Source organism: Thermoclostridium caenicola (assembly GCF_900142095.1).
Classification (GTDB): Bacteria; Bacillota; Clostridia; order DSM-8532; family DSM-8532; genus Thermoclostridium_A; species Thermoclostridium_A caenicola.
The window spans coordinates 12,130-28,674 of record NZ_FQZP01000040.1 but is presented as its reverse complement, the minus strand read 5'-3'; the positions used below and the strand labels follow the sequence as shown (position 1 = coordinate 28,674).

Below are 16,545 nucleotides of genomic sequence, written 5' to 3'. Positions count from 1 at the left end.
CTGTTGGTTATGTTTTATTGTGTGGGTTACTTGAAAACTATACCACATCGAGAAGGTAACTTGCTTTTTTATTCCTACATAAACTTTACACTATGCTGAGGACGGATCTTTACCGGTACAACGGTATTCTGGAGGCCATCAGCTTTTTCAGCAACAGGCTGACTTATGACCAAATCACCCAGGCAGCCTTCGATTTCGTCAACGAGCTGCTCACCGTCAACAAGTCGGTGCTGTACCTTCTCCAGGATAACCGTTTCGGTAAGGTTAAAAGCAGGAATCTGCCCCAAGCTCCTGAAACCATACCGCTCAATGACAGGCTGAAGGATTTTGCCCTCTATGTAGGCAATGTGGTCAACGGCAGAACACGCCTGGAGGCATATTTTGAACCCGATATCCTTGAAAAAACCGAGGCCAATCTCATGATACCGCTGATGCTGGGGCATAAACTCTGCGGCTTCATCCTGCTGTCCGGCCGGGTATCCTCCGACTTCAACGAAAACGACATCTTCGTTTCCGGAACGCTGATGAGTCTCTTCAATAACGCCCTTGAAAGCAGCAGCAGGCTGGAGGAGCTCCAGAAAGCCAACCGTGAGCTGGATGAAAAGATCTTCAGCCTGTTTGCCATCAACCAGTCGGCAAAGGCCATGCTCACCGAGCACCGGCTGGATGAGCTGAATCAGCTGGCCGTGGATGTTTTCTCGGAACTCACCCTCAGCGCCAGCACCGGTTTCTTCCTCTATGACAAGAAATCCGAGAAATACGCGCTAAAAGCATACAGGGACGTCTTCCATTCCGGAGAGGATCCCCGGATCATCTATCTGACTTTGAGGCCGGAAGCCCAGGTTCTGATGCACAGGCAGATCTTGGATATCAGCGATGAGAAGGATATAGGATATTTCGCGTCCCTTTTCGCGGAGGGCGCCGAACCCCTGTTAGCCCTGAAAGCCAGGTACATCGTGTTCATTTTCGGCAAGGCCAGTGAACTTCTGGGCTTTGTCACCCTCGGTGAGACCATCTCGGGAACGGATTACAAAAAGAGCACCTTTGAGTTGGTGGACAGCCTGGCCTCCTACACCTATATCGCCCTGTCCAACGCCATGCTGATCCAGGTGGTCAACGACCAGAAAAAGCTCCTTGAGATGAAACTGGAAAGGCTTATCACATTGAACCAGCTGATCAAAAACATCAACAGCGCGCAGACCAGCAAACAGCTGATAGACCTGGCCCTGGAAACCCTCACGGTTTCATTGGGAGTTGAAAACGGCCTGATAGCCCTGTACCAGCCCGAGGACGGCCATCTTCTGGTCAACACGGCTACCAACAGTGCTTTCTGCGGGCTGGCCATCCCGATAACTTCCCGGCTTGAGCCGCTGTTCCAGGGAAAGATCGTGTTCGAGTCGGATGCCACGCTGGTTTCGGAATACATCGGCCATGCTATCGCCGATGCTCTCCCCGAGCGGGCCGGCCTGCTGGCTATTCCCATGTATCTGGATCTCTATGAGATCCGCCTCATCGGAGCCATTATCATATTCAATACCCGCAGCAGCCTCCTGAGCGAGGAAGAAAACATCCTGACCTTTGAAACCATTGCCAACCATATGGCGCCGCTGATAGACGGCTTCATTTCCCTGGACAGAAAAAAACAGGAATATGTTCCCGATGTAAAGAAGAAGTTTACTTCCGAGCTTAAAATTCAGATAGAAGAATGCCTGCAGTACCATTTTGATCTGGAGATCATCCGGCTGGTGAACGAAAAGGCGACGCCGTTTACCGAGGACGATTTCTTCCGCACGGTTGCCGAGCATTTCCGGAATGCTTATCCTGTGTCCTACAACCACACCTACGTGGTCATACACAATGAGTTCGACTACAACCGGCAGATCCTGGAACGCCTTGCCGCAGAAGCCGGCGTTTCTGTCACCTGCTACAGGCTTTACAGGGACTTTAATACCTATGAAGAGCTTTTGGAGCTTCTGAAATAAGGGCAGGAGGTTTCGGTTATTCCGCTGCCGGCTCGACAACCCGCTTCATGGCTTTTTCAAACTTTGCCCTGGATATCATGACGGAATGCTTGCATCCCAGGCATTCCATGCGGATGTCCGCCCCGGTCCTCAATACCTTCCAAAGCTTGCTGCCGCAGGGATGCGGCTTTTTCATTTCCACCGTATCCCCTACCCTGAACTGCTTGATTTCCATCCAATCACCCCTTGCCCCATGATAAAGGTAACGCTTCCTTTTATTTTACGAATCATATATACCACACGTCAATGCTTCAGCCTGCCTTGCAGCCCGATGCACCCAAAATAAAAAAGGGCGCTGCCTGCGCCCTTTATGCAAAGCCTCTCAGGAGTTTTTAAGGGTATGTAACGCCTCTTCCACACTGGGATAGATCTGAATAAAACGATTCAGCCTGGTCACCTCAAACAGCCTGTTGATGTTGGGAATCAGGCCGCAGAGAACCAGCCGGCCGCCATTGTCGCGAAATTTCTTGAATGTATCCACAATGATGCCGATTCCGGCACTGTTCATATAGGATACCTTCTCCATGTCCAGCAGGACGGTTTGGGATCCTCTGGTCTGAAAAAGGGTATCCATATGCTCCATGAACTCGTTCTGTGTGGAGATGCGTACCTGACCTTCTATTGATGCAATTGTGAATCCATCTCTTTCTGCCATTCTGAATTCCATGCCCATACGCTCCTTCTCATCAAACATTATTATTTGTACCCCTGGCTTGTATCTTTAAACAGGCAATAAATTGGTGCATATCCTGAAAAATCAGTTTTTGAGGCTTTGCAGCGGTGCCGGGATGCGTCCGCCCCTGCTGATAAACCTTTCCGCAGAATAGGGGTTGACCGCCATGACAGGCGCGCTTCCAAACAGCCCGCCAAACTCTACCATGTCCCCTTCCTTTTTGCCGGGAGCCGGGATGATGCGGATCGCCGTGGTTTTTTGGTTCACCACGCCTATGGCGACCTCGTCGGCGATGATGGCCGATATGGTTGAGGCCGGCGTATCACCGGGTATCGCGATCATGTCAAGGCCAACCGAACAGACACAGGTCATGGCCTCAAGCTTTTCAAGGCACAGCGCGCCCGCATTGACCGCTTCAATCATGCCGGCGTCCTCGCTGACCGGTATGAACGCGCCGCTGAGCCCGCCGACCTGGGAGGAAGCCATCACGCCGCCCTTCTTCACGGCATCATTTAAAAGCGCCAGGGCCGCGGTGGTACCATGGGCGCCGCAGCGCTCCAGGCCCATCTCTTCCAGGATGCGGGCCACGCTGTCCCCAATGGCCGGGGTGGGCGCCAGCGAAAGATCCACAATACCGAAGGGAACGTTCAGGCGGGCGGCGGCTTCCTGAGCCACCAGCTGCCCCACCCGCGTTATCTTGAAAGCAGTCCTTTTTACGGTTTCTGCAAGTGTTCCAAAATCTGCGTCTCCCAAAGCCCGCACGGCGCTGGCCACCACGCCGGGACCGCTGACCCCCACGTTGATGACGCATTCCGGTTCTCCGATGCCATGGAACGCACCGGCCATGAACGGGTTATCCTCCGGGGCATTTGCAAAGACGACCAGCTTGGCGCAGCCAAAGCCGCCCATATCCCTGGTCCTTTCCGCGCATTCCTTGATGATTCTCCCCATGTCCATGACGGCATCCATATTGATCCCCGCCTTGGTGGTTGCCACATTCACCGAAGAGCAAACCCGCTCGGTTGTCGCCAGGGCTTCCGGGATGGATTCCACCAGAAGCCTGTCCCCCCGGGTATATCCTTTATGGACTAGGGCCGAATATCCACCGATGAAGTTTACGCCCACATTGGCGGCCGCCCGGTCCAGGGCTTTTGCAAAGGGTGTATAATCGTTGGTATTGCTGCTTTCCGCTACCAGCGCAATGGGCGTCACCGCGATCCTTTTGTTGATGATGGGGATGCCAAACTCGCGCTCTATATCTTCACCCGTTTTAACAAGCTTTTCAGCATAACGGCAGATCTTGTCATAAATTCTTCCGGTAGCCCGCTCCACGCTTTCAGAGGCGCAGTCTCTCAGGGATATGCCCATGGTGATGGTGCGGATATCCAGGTTTTCCTGTCTGATCATGTTGATGGTTTCTATAATCTCATTACGGCTGAACATATGCGTTCCTCATCCTATATTCTATGCATGCTGGTGAATATCTCTTCCCGCTGAAGACGGACCTCCACCCCCAGCTGGGCCCCTGCTTTGCCAAGCCTTTCGTTCAGATGCTGTATATCGCATTTCATTTTTGAAAGGTCAACCAGCATGATCATGGTAAAGATATTTTGCATGATGGTTTGTGAAATATCCAGGATATTGACATTTTCCTCGGCCAGAATGCCTGTGATTGACGCAATGATCCCAATCCTGTCCTGTCCCAGTACGGTGATGACTGCTTTCATATTAACCTCCGCTTAATGCCGTGTTTTGGTGCTACCTGCCCAATTATAACACATCCGCACCGGATTTTCTCATTGTTTGTTTGCATTTTTATACAAAATATTGCTGGCACTATCCTTGATTCCCCGGCCGCCGGCGCAATGGCGCCCATGGTGCCGTTGCCGGATTCCCTGTCCGCCGACGCCAATCTTCATCGGGCAAACGAAAAATGCAGAAAAAATGGATAAGCCGCCGGCTTAACCCATGTCATGATGAAGTCGTCCCTGCTCATAGAATGACAGTGTAAGGAGGGTGATGCACAAAAAAGACAGGGATTATGCTGTTATTTTTCCTGCCAGATGGGTAAATAATCAGTGTAAAGAGCAGCAACAGCAACAGGAACAGGAGGTTGATAACCGAGCGAGAACCCACAACGTAAACCTCATCATCCTAACGGAATATCATAACAAAGGGGTTGATTCCACCCAGAAGGTCAATTGAATCTATCAAAGGAACGAAGGTGAATTGTAAAGATGCATTGCTTTTCGAAACCCTGTCCGGCAGGTGAGCATGCCGGGGCAGGTTAGGCGGATCGGTTAATAAGTGAGAAACCGGTCCGCCTATTTGCTTTTGCCGCACCGATGTCGTTGCAATGATATTTTGGCAGATATGGCATTGCAAACGTTGCCTTCGGCATATCGGGCACCACGTTATTCTTTATTTCCGTGATAACCATGAAAGACAGTGCTGATGTTTTTCAACTGGGCATTATTTGCCGCTCTTGCGATGATCCTGTTCCATCTGCAGATAGTCCTGGTGGAAGAAAAATACCTTGCCGCGGTTTTCGGCGAGGAATACGAGACATACCGCAAAAGGGTCAACCGCTATATCGGCCGAAAGGCAGTATAGCGTCCTGTTGCGCCAGGGAAAGATGAACGGATATATCAGTTGAGTTCGTCCAGGGTCAGGGAGAAATTCTCGATATAATGGTCCATGAAATGCTTCAGCTCGGGAGAATCCATCTCCATGAGCCTTTTATGTACAGCCTGCTTTGCCTTTGCAAACTCCCCGTTCCCGGCCTTGATTTCCTCGATGCACTTGATGTAGGCGCACAGCCTGTCTGCAGCCTTGACAAGCTTTCCTTCTTCCGATTCCTCATCGTAGAACAGGATGGGTTTATAGAGGTCAGCCAGCTCCTCGGGGAGCATGGAAAGCAGTTTTTCCCTGGACACCCTTTCCAGATCCCGGTAGGCCCGGCTGATTTCCGGATTATAATACTTGATAGGGGTTGGCAGATCGCCCGTAATGGTTTCATTGCAGTCGTGATACATGGCCAGGAGCGCCACCCTTTCCGGGTTCACGTTTCCGCCGTAATACAGGTTTTTGATGAGGGCAAGGGCATGTGCGATAATGGCTACCTGGAGGCTGTGTTCCTGGATGTTCTCCTGGTTCACATTGCGCATCAGGCTCCATCGGTAGATGTGCTTCATCCGTGACAGAAATGCAAAGAAACTGTATTGCCTGCCCTGTTCCATGAAATCCCCTCATACGCGTTTGATATCGGCTCCAAGCCTCTGCAACTTATTTTCTATGAATTCGTAACCCCTGTCAATATGATGGATGTCCAGCACTTCCGTGGTTCCCTGGGCCGCCAGCCCGGCCAGAACAAGCGCTGCCCCGGCCCGCAGGTCGGTTGCCCGGACCTGGGCCCCCTGGAGGGTTTCTACGCCTTCCACAACGGCTGTGCGGGCATCCAGATGGATCTGGGCGCCCATCCTTCTCAACTCATTCACATGCATGAACCGGTTTTCAAAAATGGTCTCAACGATGACGCTGGTGCCCTGGGCTATCGACATCAGGGCCAGGAACTGGGCCTGCATATCGGTGGGAAAACCCGGGAACGGATGGGTTTTAATATTTAGCGCTGCAGGCCTTGGCACGCCCTTCACCCGGATCTCGGAAGGCTTCTCAATCACTTCCACACCCGCTTCCCTCAGCTTTGCGGTCACCGGCATCAGGTGATCAGGAACCACGTTTTGGAGCGTGATGTCACCGCCGGTTATGGCGGCCGCTGCCATCAGCGTTCCGGCTTCAATCCTGTCGGGCATGATGGCATGTTCCGCGCCATGCACGCGTTCGACGCCCTCGATGGTGATGGTGTCCGTGCCGGCTCCCGTGATTTTGGCTCCCATTTTATTGAGAAAGGCAGCCAGGTCGACGATTTCCGGCTCTGATGCCGCATTTTCAATGGATGTACAGCCTTCGGCCAGAACGGCCCCTATCAGCAGATTCTCGGTTGCTCCCACGCTCGGAAAGTCCAGGTAGACCCTTGAACCCTTGAGCCTGCCGTTTCTTGCCCTGGCTTCTATATAGCCGTTGCCGTATTCAATTTCGGCGTCCATGGCTTCAAAGCCCTTCAGGTGCAGATCCACCGGCCTGCTGCCGATGGGGCAGCCCCCGGGCAGCGCCACTTTGGCCCTTCCGCCCCGTGCCAGCAGCGGCCCCAGGACCAAAAAGGACGCACGCATTCTGCTCACCAGTTCATAGGGCGCCACATGCCCGGTGAGCTCCGGTGTGCTGATATACAGCTCTCTTTTGCTGATATTGGCTTCCACCCTGGCCCCCAGGCTGGAGATCAGATCACACATGACAAAAACATCATCAAGCCCGGGTATGTTCTTGATGATGCATTCGTCCGCCGTCAGGAGGCAGGCGGAAATAATCGGAAGTATGGCATTCTTTGAACTGCTGATTTGAACGGTCCCGGACAAAGGTTTTCCACCATTGATCACAAATGCTCCCATATGATTCCCTTCCATTCTGAAAGTCGGCTTTTTAAGCCGACTTTCCGTTATGTACATTCCGGGCGTCCAATCGTTCCGTTACACTTTTTATTATCCGATCCCGCGATCAATTCATACGTGGTAAAAGCATGCGGGCTTGCCATTACAAATCGCCGCAAAGAATCAAAACGCGCCTGATCATGACGATCAAATCGCCCCAGGTTATCGCTTTGTCCGGATTGAAAACATTGCCGGTTTCCTGGACAATGCCGTTTTCGATGGCAAATCTTACCGCATTCAAAGCACCGGTCGAAACCCTGTTCAGATCCTGGTAGCGGGACCAGGCCGAAGGATTCTGCGGATTAACCGGAAGCTTCGTCCTGAAGCGGTAATAGGATACCAGGAGGCTCACTGCCTGATCGCGACGGGCATAGCCATCGGTGACAGCCTGGGGACCGCTGATCAGTCCACTTCTGGCAGCCTGGACCAGCAAATCGTTGTCATCATAGGCCGTGCCGGTCAGATCCAAAAGCAGCTTCACAATATCGGCCTGCCTCACCGGATCGGCATGGCGGAAGGTCCTGCTTTCAAGGGAAGGCAAGGCGTAAACGGCCTGGATGGCCTTCAGGCTGTCAGAAACATCCCTGGGAACGGTACCGGCCGTGGGCACGGCACGCGTCGCGGCGGCCATGGCGCCTGGTTTTGTCATTTCTCCCGATACAATGCCATTGGCATAGTCGGTTCTCGTCTCCTGGGCGTTCCAGGCGCGCCTACCTGTGTCATAGAGATAGGTTCCGATCTCGTTGGCCATATAACTTCTGAGGTTATCCACCGGGAAATCCACCCGGATGGGCCGCACCAGGCTGACAAAGGAACGACCGGTGGAAGCAGGGCCTATCCTGATCTCGGTGATCGGGGCGACCAGCTTCAGGTTGGATGGCTGCGTATAGCTTGTTGCCGGCGATGTGATATCCAGCCTGAGGGTAAAGTTCGAATCCATGGTCTTCATCTTGAAGTATTCATCGGTCTGCAGGGTCTGCGGCCGGATGATCAGATCGTTGGAAGGCAGCTTGATGTATAATTCCTTCCCCATCTCCGAAATCGCATCGATGAGCACGGCGCCCAGTTCCAGCCTTACGGTCTGTACCTTTCCGGGCGGTCTCGACAGATCGATCTTGACCACATAATGGGGTATGCTCCTGACCTGTTCCGCCATCCGATGGGCATTGATCCCCGTGGAACTGGCCGTCCAGATGCCGTCAATTACCTTGGGAGATATGACCAACACATCACCGGTGGGCACGTCGGAAAGGTCGAAGCCCGAGTCGTAATCATCCCTGCTCCTGTTGGTCACAACAAGGATGGTCCTGGTTGGTTGCGACCGGAGCCCGCTTACCGGATCATAGGCATACAGCCGCGCGTAGTAGCGCCTGTTGGAGATTAGATCGGTAACCGTATAGGTTTCATCATCCACTTCAAAGGTCTTGCCACCCTCAAAATTGCTGTTTTCCGCAATTTCAAGGATATAGGTATACTCCGGAAGCCTTGTCCAGACATAGGTAATGCTTTTTTCGGTGACATCGGTGACTCCGAACCCGGTGGGCGCCGGCGGCGGCGTGTAGGCCTCGGTCCTGACAATCACAGCGTTGCTGTATTCGGATTCCTTACCGGTCTCCGGATTGATGGCCTTGATCCAGATATAGTACTGGGTGTCGGGCTGAAGCCCGGTCAGCCTGTAATAGCCGGTTCCCGCCAAATCGTCATAGGTAACGGTGTTGGTGATATTGGCGGATTCAAGTTTTTCAGATGTTCCGCAGCGGATTTCATAGTTCATCCCGGGCAGGAACTCCCAGAAAAGGTCAATAAAGTTATCCGCAGCGATCGCAATGATGTTTGTGGGCGCTGTCGGGGTGACAGGGTTGACCACATCCCTCGGCTTTGTATTGACAATAATCGGATCAGAGGGGTTGGATTCCTGCCCGTCGTTGTTTGCAATGGTTACCCAGACCACATAGGCTGTGTTTTCCCTGAGTCCGGTGATATCAAACTCAAAGGTCTGATCATTCTGATTCTCGGGTATGTCCGGGATGGAAACCTCCGTGAGGATGGTCGCCAAACCCTTGAGTTTTCCGCTCAAATCGCTGTATTGCATCGTGGGTGTAGAGATATTCTCCATGGCATAATTGTACCTTATCCCATAGACAATAACCTTCCAGCCGTGCTCATAATTAATGGTCTTTGTCGGCGGATTCTGCGTTCCGCTTTCTCCGTCATCGGGATCCAGCAGCGAGATGTCCCTCCATCGCTTGCTTTCCTCATCATAATAAGCATCCCAGCGTTTTTTCAGCAGAAGGGTCGCACCATTCAGGGTAATGCTGTCCTCCTTCACGGCAAAAGGCGGCGCCGAGGGCGCTTCGGGTATTCTGTCCGTACCGGTGTCCGGTTTGGTAATGATAACCTTGACAGAACTCTCTGAAATAAATGCCTTGGGCACAACGCGTATCAGCCCGTTGACGTTTGTTTCAACCGGGTAATACTTCTTTGCCCGGATCACAAAATAATAGATGGTCTGGGACTTCAGATTCGTCAAGTCGTACCGGTAACCGATAACCGTATGCCCTGATACAGGATTTTTGGCCTTTATCTCATTGGCTGAACCCAGGCTCAAATCCGAGGCTATCTTGTCTTCTTCATCCGGGGATTCCACCTTTCGGATATCGTCCACCAGGTAGATATCGTAAACGATATCCCTGTCAATGAACTTGTCACCAACGCCTTCACCGTTATAGGGCACCTTCCACATGACCGTGGCGCTGCGGGATGTCAGCAGGCCGTCGTAGGTAATGTCCGGGTTTTCAGGAAAGCTGTCCACGATTTCAGGCGCTTCGGGTGTTTGGGGGATGATTTCCTTAAGCTCCACCCTGGCGCCCGAAGGGAAATGCAGATAGTCGCCGTCGATGGAATACACATAAGCCTCGACACTGAAGCTGTAAGGGGTCTTGTCATCCTTGGGGATGATGATCTGGTAGCTGGTGATATCGGGCAGGAGATACTGCTTCGGGTTATCGTCATTCTTGCTGCTGTAACGATAGAGGATATAATTGCGGCTTGCTACCTTGAACTCATCCTCGTCAAGGATAACAGGATCCCAGATGAGGTTCCATATGGCGTCGCCGTCAGGGGTAAAGCCAACCCGGTAGGCCCTGATCAGGATATTGGTTGTTACCTGGAGTTCAGGGATTTCGGCTTCGGGTGCCACCACGACGCCCTGGCGCGGTACGGGTACGACCTTAATGGAATACCTTCTGCCCGGATAGGCGCCGGTAAAGGTATATTCCAGTTTCCTCTCGGCGGCATTGACAGTAACGGGAGGCGCATCCGGCTGGCCTATCCTGGAACCGCGGATGGTTTCAGTCAGGGAGATCTTCCCTATGGCATCCTTACTCACGTCGGAAATATAGAGCCTGTAATCAATGCGCCCGTCTGTATCCCATACATCGTCCCATGTGATCTTGATATCATTGGTGCCGGGTATCAGCCTGGCTTCAACCCTCACGCTGGTGAGAAACTTGATCACGTTTGAGCGCTGGGACACGATGCGGGTATTGGTGTTGACCACCGAGCATGACGCCGTCAGGCTGGTTTCATAAATATGTCCGGGTTTCAGGGTATTCGGATTGGTCTCCGAATCAAAGCTGTCATCAATGGTCAATTCACTCTGGTTTCCGGGCATTGTCACCTGGATGCTGTTGGTGATGCGCCGCCCGGTGCCGTATTCTATCTCATGGAAGCTGGCCGTTATCTGCGTTTCATCCGTACCCGGAGGAAACCCGTCATGCTGCCACCTGAAGATGGCGTACCAGTCCTCGTGGACATCATAACCGATTTCTTCCACCCTGTAGTTCTTGGGAGGATTGACCAGAATGGGGTCGGCAAAGACCGCGCTGCCGGAATACAGGGTCAGCAGCATGACCAGGACCATGAGCCGCGATATATGTTTAAGCAGTACAGAAGGTTTTTTCATGCCTACTCAGCTCCATTTCATTTTAGAGGGCAGCCATGCGGGCTTTTATATCTCGCCAAGCTTTTCCAGGACCTTTGCCACCATATCCAGCATCTGCCCGATGGTGCTCCTGCCTGTTGCGTCAAACTGGTTGTTTCTGAGCGTTGCAAACCCTAAATCGATACCCACTGCCACATAGTTGTACAACCGGTTGTTTATCTGCGAAGCATTGGTAATGATGATGGTTTTGGCCGGCCTGAGCGCAGCGGGATTAATCCCCGTCTTTGCGCAGTACAGCCTGACCGACAGGGCCAGCGCGCTCTGGTTGTCCAGGTAACCTGTCAATTCCTTAATCCCCAGCACATCGCCGATGCCGAGGACAGAAACCTTCTGGTTGGGCGTCAGACCCGTGAGTTCGTTTTCCCTTCCGGTCAATACCGCATAAAGCACCAGGGCCTGCTGCCCGGTTAAAGGATCGCCGGGATAAATGGTGGTGTTGCCGAAAACCTTCTTCAAATCGTATTTTGCGCCCAGTTTCCGTATGATTTCCTCATAGGGGCTGCCCGGGCTTACCGAAATGCTGCCGACGGCCAAAACCGCGTATTCTCCGGGAGCATTTGCCCGGAACACAATGTATTGCAGATAAAATCCGGAAGAGCCCGGAACTTCAGTCCAGCCCTTTGATGCCTGGTAATTCACATAGGGGACTATGCGCCCGGATTCGGGCTGATAGGCCAGCTTCATTCCGAGTCCGCCCTGGAAGGACAGGACGGGCTTGTCCACGATGAGGCTGGCGGAAAGCCCACTGCCTCCGTCCAGGATATCCCTCAGATACCTGGACAGCTCGCTTTCTATACTCTTCATGACCGTCCGGATCATATCCTTCAGCTCGATTTGCGAGCGGTAGCTGTATTTATCCAGTTGCTCCAGCACCTTGTCCAATTCCCTGTCAAAAATGCCGTACTTGAAGGGACCAGTCGCCTCAGGCTCCATCAGGATATCATAGATCATGGTAGCCAGTTCTTCGTAGGTGCGCCTGGAACCCACCGCCGAAATACTGACGTCATATATCCCGGATACCAGTTTTGTATCCCTGGGCAGCGCCGTATCGGATTTGGACTTCAGTTCAATGCGAAGGCGCAGCATGGCTTCCCTGGCTCCGCCGCTCAGCGCCTGCTGCTTCAGGCTGGCCAGATCGACACTGCCCCTGTTCAGGGTCACTTCCACGCCGGACATTTTCAGGTTCAGCCGCGAATCATTGCTCTCAATGGTTTCCAGCACCTTCTGGGGTACCAGGATGTCATAGCCTGCCGCATTGGCAAGCTCCTCGGAAAAATCAATGGTCACGGTTGAGCCCGGCGAAGCCTGTAAAAGCCCGGAAACCATATCGCCCTTAACCAATGCCCGCACCCGGGTGGCGGTTTTTGAATCGACAAGCCAGTACAGCTTCTGGAGCAGGTGATCGGCCTCCATGTTGTAGAGATCTTCCAGTTCTTCCCGCTCCTTCTCCCTGTCGTAATCATCCTGGTCAAAGTCCGTGCGGACCTCGACGGGACCGACATGCAGGGACTGCAGGGCTTCGTCCTGGGACGGATCGTCGTCACCATCCCTGTGTTCCGCCCATAACCGCACAAAGAAGCGGGTGTTGGTTTCCAGCCTGATATCCTTGACATTGCCTTTGCCATCGGAAACAGGCCTCCTGGAAATACGGGCGTAGTAGACGTATTTGTCGGGATCCCCTTCTCTCAGGATTTCCGTGGTTTTCTCCCGGTACACATCCACCTCTTCCGGCAGATCATACCGATAGTGCACATACCCGGTCAGGGTGGCATACCCGCTCTCTTTTTCGGAGCGAATCTCCAGGAAGTACTCATAGACGTCTTCCCCTTCCCAGCGGACTTCAACCTCATGGAAGGTGTCCCTGGTTCTGGCCGGTATGGGCGTATATGCGTCTTCGTCCCAATAACCGCTGCCGTCTTTCTCATCGTATACATACCATTGATCGGCGGCTTTGTTGTATATCCTGAAATGATAGACGGTATTGGGTTCCAGCTTTCTTACCCTGAAATAATAGGTGTTTCCGTCCCTGACCACCGTATACTGGGAGCGCAAAAGCCTGGTGTATGCCCGATCAGGCTGCCCGGATTTTTTCATGTATACTTCCATGGAATCGGTGTCCGTGCCGGGCAATTTGCATTCAATGTTGAATCCCACTTCGATATCCCTGACCGCTTCAAACCTGACAGGCGCCTTGACCAGTTTGGTGGTGACAGGCAGCGTCACCCAAATGCTGGGTTCTCCCTTGCCATCCTTCCGTACAGCCCTCAGGCTGAAATAGTAAAGGGTGTTGGGCTTGAGAAAACCTTCAATGGGCATGATGATCTGATCGTCGGCGACAATGCGGAACCCGAGTTTCTCAAGGATGCCGTTGGGATCCTCCGGATCGATGACAACAACGTCGCCCGAGGCAATCTCGTCGTATGTTTCTATGAGTCTTCTGTTGAAGGCATTATCGGCATAATTTTCGGTATTGCCATTACTGGTACAGATCAGCTCATAGACCACATCCTTGTCCATGCGCGTCCATGTGAGGACCACCTGGGTATCGGTGACCAGTTCCTGGCCTTCCGCATCCTTGGCGATAGCCAAATCGGTAGGGGCACTGGGCCTTCTCTCGCTGTCATCCACGTCCTTCGGCGCAATCTTGGGCGTAGTGAACGATTTGACGGGAGAGGCATCGGACCAGGTAATCGGATTGTCGGGATCCTCGTTCATTGAATACAGGTACGCGATCACCCTGAAATAATACGTGGTATTGGGCTTGATATCAGCTGCTGAGCTGTCTATAAAGACAGTCACCGGATCCCTTGCGGCATCGGCATCCACATCGTAATTGACTTCTTCGGTTTGCCGATAGGCCTGGTTAAAGTCAGGCGACTGGCTGACGTGTACTTCATATTTCAGCACCAGGCCTGTTTCCTCAGTGGTGTAGCGCTGCCATTCGTCAGGCTCCAGCAGCCGATCAATCATCACGTTGATGCCTGTCAATTCAACGGTTCCATCACTATCGACAGTGGTTACAGCCTTGATATCCTCAATATTGGGGGCAGGAACAGGCTTCCGGTCCAGCGGATGGGTCGTAAAGCTCACGATGGGCGAAAGGTAGGACATTTTCTTTTTCAGTCCTTCCGAAAGACCGTCTTCCCATTTATCAGCATTTATTTCCGCGTTATCCTTATAGCGGGAGGTAATGATCTGGGCATAATAGATGGTATTGGGCACCAGAAAATCCGGATAGCCCGGGCCATTCTCGAAGGAAATATCCGGATCGCCGCCGTGTTTTTCGGCTGCATAATCCCAGAACAGCTTATCGCCCGGAATAATGGCAACCAGCCGCCCGTTTTCCCAGTCCAGGCTTTCCTTTCCGATGACCAGCACCCTTTTCTGTTTGACAGGTACATAGACTTCCACGTCATCCTCGCCGACCTTCGTGGTCTCCCCGTCCTTCACGTCCGCATCGGGCCGGTAGGCGCTGATCAGGATGTGGAAGGTATATTCAATATCGTCGCCGTAATTGCCGGGACCTCCGTTTTTGAAAAGGTTCCACAGGTTGTTTGCAAAAAGGTTCTGCCAGGCCAGGGGCGCATCAAACGACAGTTTCAGATCACTGATAAGCATCTTGGTTTCCGTGTCATTGCCCTGGATGTCCTTAACCGTCATGGTTACTTCTCTCGTATTTGCCACCGAAATATCGATATTCTTGGGCACCGGTGGCGGCGCATCTCCGGTAATGGTATCGAGGAACTCTGATTTCAGGCTCAGCGAGGCTCCCAGCGGACTGCTCGCGTCCTTGTTGGGATACAGCACGACCGCGATATAGTCGCCCGGATTGTAAGGGATGATCTCCCTCACCTTCTCGGTTTTGGGATTCACCCATCTTACCTGCGGCCACAGATCCTTCCTGTTGTAAATATACGCATGGGCTGAATGATACTGTATCTGGTAATACAGCTCAGGATAGTTACCTGTTTTAAGTTCGTCAAATTCAATCAGGATCAGGTTTTCATCCACTTTCTTGATCCGGAACTCCAGGGGTGTATAGATGGAGTTTGACCTGTCAAAGGGGATGTTGGGGCCTTTCGGATCATTAATATCCTCATTCCTGACATCACTCTGCAAAAACCCGCTGGCGGTTTTAAGAATGGATGGGGTGCGTATGTCGCCGGAATCCCCGGATCTTCTGAAGCTGATATACAGCCGGACATTCTGATACTCGGTACCCGACTGGATGTTGTTGTTCTTGTCCAGCCTGATGGTAAACCTGTCGCTGCCAGCCGGATGATCCACCATCTGAGGCGCATTGCCGGCCACGCTCCACTTGAGGTTGCCATCCGCGTCAACGATCAGACTGCAGGTATATTTTGAGTTGGGATTATTCACGTTCTGCTGCCAGTTTCGGCCCACCTCCATGTCAATGAGGAAACGGATCTCATCGATCTGGGTGCCGAGTATATTCCCGAGGGCGTTTCCGTTCAAAAGGTTTGTGATGGGGACATCCCCAGTGCCTTCCACATAGATTGTGGGCGCATACCAGGTAAACTCGATCACAGGATTCCGCCCGCTGACAATGTACTGATCCTCGGGTGGATTCCATCCGCCGTCGATAATGCTTCCTTCGCTTTCCACCATGACACCGAAGGATCTGCCGGTAAAATCGATTCCGGGCAGGTACAGGAACTCGGCATCATGCACGACAGAATCTTCAGTGGTAACCTTTATACGAATTCTGAATATATGATTTTTCCTGAAGGTTTGATCCGGGAATCTGATGGTCAGGATGCCATCCGTATACTCATAATAACTGGAAGGTAATTCTCCATCCGGCCCGAATGGTTCTTCGTCATCCCACCACACGGCAACCTTCTGAGGATCATCATTCACAGGCAACGAGATGATATGCATATTATTGGCATAACCGACGTTTATCTGCTGCAAGTCCACCTGCGCCGCATGGGAATAGGTGATATTGACCACCGACATGGCTGAGAAAACAAACACGAAGACCAGCAGCCAGGATACGCATCTATTGAAAACGCTTCTTCCCATACAACCTCTCCTCAGTACAACTTAGTCCGGGCAAAAAGGGCATAAAATCCCTACATTATATATCGGAACAACCGACCGCGCTGATTACAGCCCGGGCATGCAATCGAGAGTGTTTGCATGTTTTTTCTGCAGTACAACGAAGAACCCTGCCGCTATGCGGCTTTTCCGCCGGGCTTTCCGGGATTTTGTGGCAACAGCAACGCCTACCTGCCATGTCCATGTTGTGCTATAATGGATTTACTGTTTGGACGAGGG

The 16,545-nt window shown here is 52.4% G+C and carries 10 protein-coding genes; 2 read left to right on the top strand and 8 right to left on the bottom strand.

Features of this window, described 5'->3' with window-relative positions; all coding sequences use genetic code 11:
- Window positions 1-92 precede the first annotated feature (92 nt).
- Entirely contained in the window at window positions 93-1,982 is a 1,890-nt protein-coding gene (locus F3H12_RS10030) for a GAF domain-containing protein (protein WP_149679185.1), read from the top strand.
- A gap of 16 nt (window positions 1,983-1,998) precedes the next feature.
- On the opposite strand, the gene F3H12_RS10025 is transcribed toward F3H12_RS10030, so the two are convergent.
- From F3H12_RS10025 to F3H12_RS10010, 4 genes are all read right to left on the bottom strand, one after another.
- A complete protein-coding gene (locus F3H12_RS10025; RefSeq protein ID WP_149679184.1) occupies window positions 1,999-2,196 on the bottom strand; it encodes a DUF951 domain-containing protein in 198 nt (65 codons plus the stop codon).
- A 147-nt stretch (window positions 2,197-2,343) separates the two neighbouring features.
- Window positions 2,344-2,715: an anti-sigma factor antagonist gene (locus tag F3H12_RS10020; protein ID WP_243133259.1), complete on the bottom strand. Its 372-nt coding sequence runs from the start codon at window positions 2,713-2,715 to the stop codon at window positions 2,344-2,346.
- Window positions 2,716-2,778: 63 nt separating this feature from the next.
- Window positions 2,779-4,137, bottom strand: a complete 1,359-nt coding sequence (locus F3H12_RS10015; RefSeq protein ID WP_149679183.1) for a PFL family protein — start codon at window positions 4,135-4,137, stop codon at window positions 2,779-2,781.
- Between the two features lie 14 nt (window positions 4,138-4,151).
- A complete protein-coding gene (locus F3H12_RS10010; protein ID WP_149679182.1) occupies window positions 4,152-4,421 on the bottom strand; it encodes an ACT domain-containing protein in 270 nt (89 codons plus the stop codon).
- A gap of 727 nt (window positions 4,422-5,148) precedes the next feature.
- Here F3H12_RS10010 and F3H12_RS13270 point away from each other — a divergent pair.
- Complete coding sequence (locus F3H12_RS13270) at window positions 5,149-5,307, top strand: methyltransferase family protein (protein WP_188118482.1); 159 nt, start codon at window positions 5,149-5,151, stop codon at window positions 5,305-5,307.
- Window positions 5,308-5,342: 35 nt separating this feature from the next.
- Here the strand turns inward: F3H12_RS13270 and yfbR are convergent, their stop codons facing one another.
- The 4 genes from yfbR to F3H12_RS09990 all read right to left on the bottom strand — a co-directional run bounded on the left by yfbR (window position 5,343) and on the right by F3H12_RS09990 (window position 16,290).
- A complete protein-coding gene (gene yfbR / locus F3H12_RS10005) occupies window positions 5,343-5,933 on the bottom strand; it encodes a 5'-deoxynucleotidase (RefSeq protein ID WP_149679181.1) in 591 nt (196 codons plus the stop codon).
- A 9-nt stretch (window positions 5,934-5,942) separates the two neighbouring features.
- On the bottom strand, window positions 5,943-7,202 hold the full coding sequence (gene murA, locus F3H12_RS10000; protein WP_149679180.1) for a UDP-N-acetylglucosamine 1-carboxyvinyltransferase: 1,260 nt from the start codon (window positions 7,200-7,202) through the stop codon (window positions 5,943-5,945).
- Between the two features lie 142 nt (window positions 7,203-7,344).
- The gene (locus F3H12_RS09995) at window positions 7,345-11,205 is read right to left on the bottom strand and encodes a fibronectin type III domain-containing protein (protein ID WP_149679179.1); all 3,861 of its coding nucleotides are present in this window, start codon (window positions 11,203-11,205) and stop codon (window positions 7,345-7,347) included.
- Between the two features lie 45 nt (window positions 11,206-11,250).
- Window positions 11,251-16,290 (bottom strand): fibronectin type III domain-containing protein, encoded by a 5,040-nt coding sequence (locus tag F3H12_RS09990; RefSeq protein WP_149679178.1) that lies wholly within the window; start codon window positions 16,288-16,290, stop codon window positions 11,251-11,253.
- Window positions 16,291-16,545 lie beyond the last annotated feature (255 nt).

Excerpts from the sequence above, each read along its gene's own strand:
- F3H12_RS10010 (WP_149679182.1), bottom strand. The coding sequence starts at position 4,421 with ATGAAAGCAGTCATCACCGTACTGGGACAGGACAGGATTGGGATCATT.
- F3H12_RS13270 (WP_188118482.1), top strand. The coding sequence starts at position 5,149 with ATGTTTTTCAACTGGGCATTATTTGCCGCTCTTGCGATGATCCTGTTC.
- F3H12_RS10020 (WP_243133259.1), bottom strand. The coding sequence starts at position 2,715 with ATGTTTGATGAGAAGGAGCGTATGGGCATGGAATTCAGAATGGCAGAA.
- murA (WP_149679180.1), bottom strand. The coding sequence starts at position 7,202 with ATGGGAGCATTTGTGATCAATGGTGGAAAACCTTTGTCCGGGACCGTT.
- F3H12_RS10015 (WP_149679183.1), bottom strand. The coding sequence starts at position 4,137 with ATGTTCAGCCGTAATGAGATTATAGAAACCATCAACATGATCAGACAG.
- F3H12_RS09990 (WP_149679178.1), bottom strand. The coding sequence starts at position 16,290 with ATGGGAAGAAGCGTTTTCAATAGATGCGTATCCTGGCTGCTGGTCTTC.
- F3H12_RS09995 (WP_149679179.1), bottom strand. The coding sequence starts at position 11,205 with ATGAAAAAACCTTCTGTACTGCTTAAACATATATCGCGGCTCATGGTC.
- yfbR (WP_149679181.1), bottom strand. The coding sequence starts at position 5,933 with ATGGAACAGGGCAGGCAATACAGTTTCTTTGCATTTCTGTCACGGATG.
- F3H12_RS10025 (WP_149679184.1), bottom strand. The coding sequence starts at position 2,196 with ATGGAAATCAAGCAGTTCAGGGTAGGGGATACGGTGGAAATGAAAAAG.
- F3H12_RS10030 (WP_149679185.1), top strand. The coding sequence starts at position 93 with ATGCTGAGGACGGATCTTTACCGGTACAACGGTATTCTGGAGGCCATC.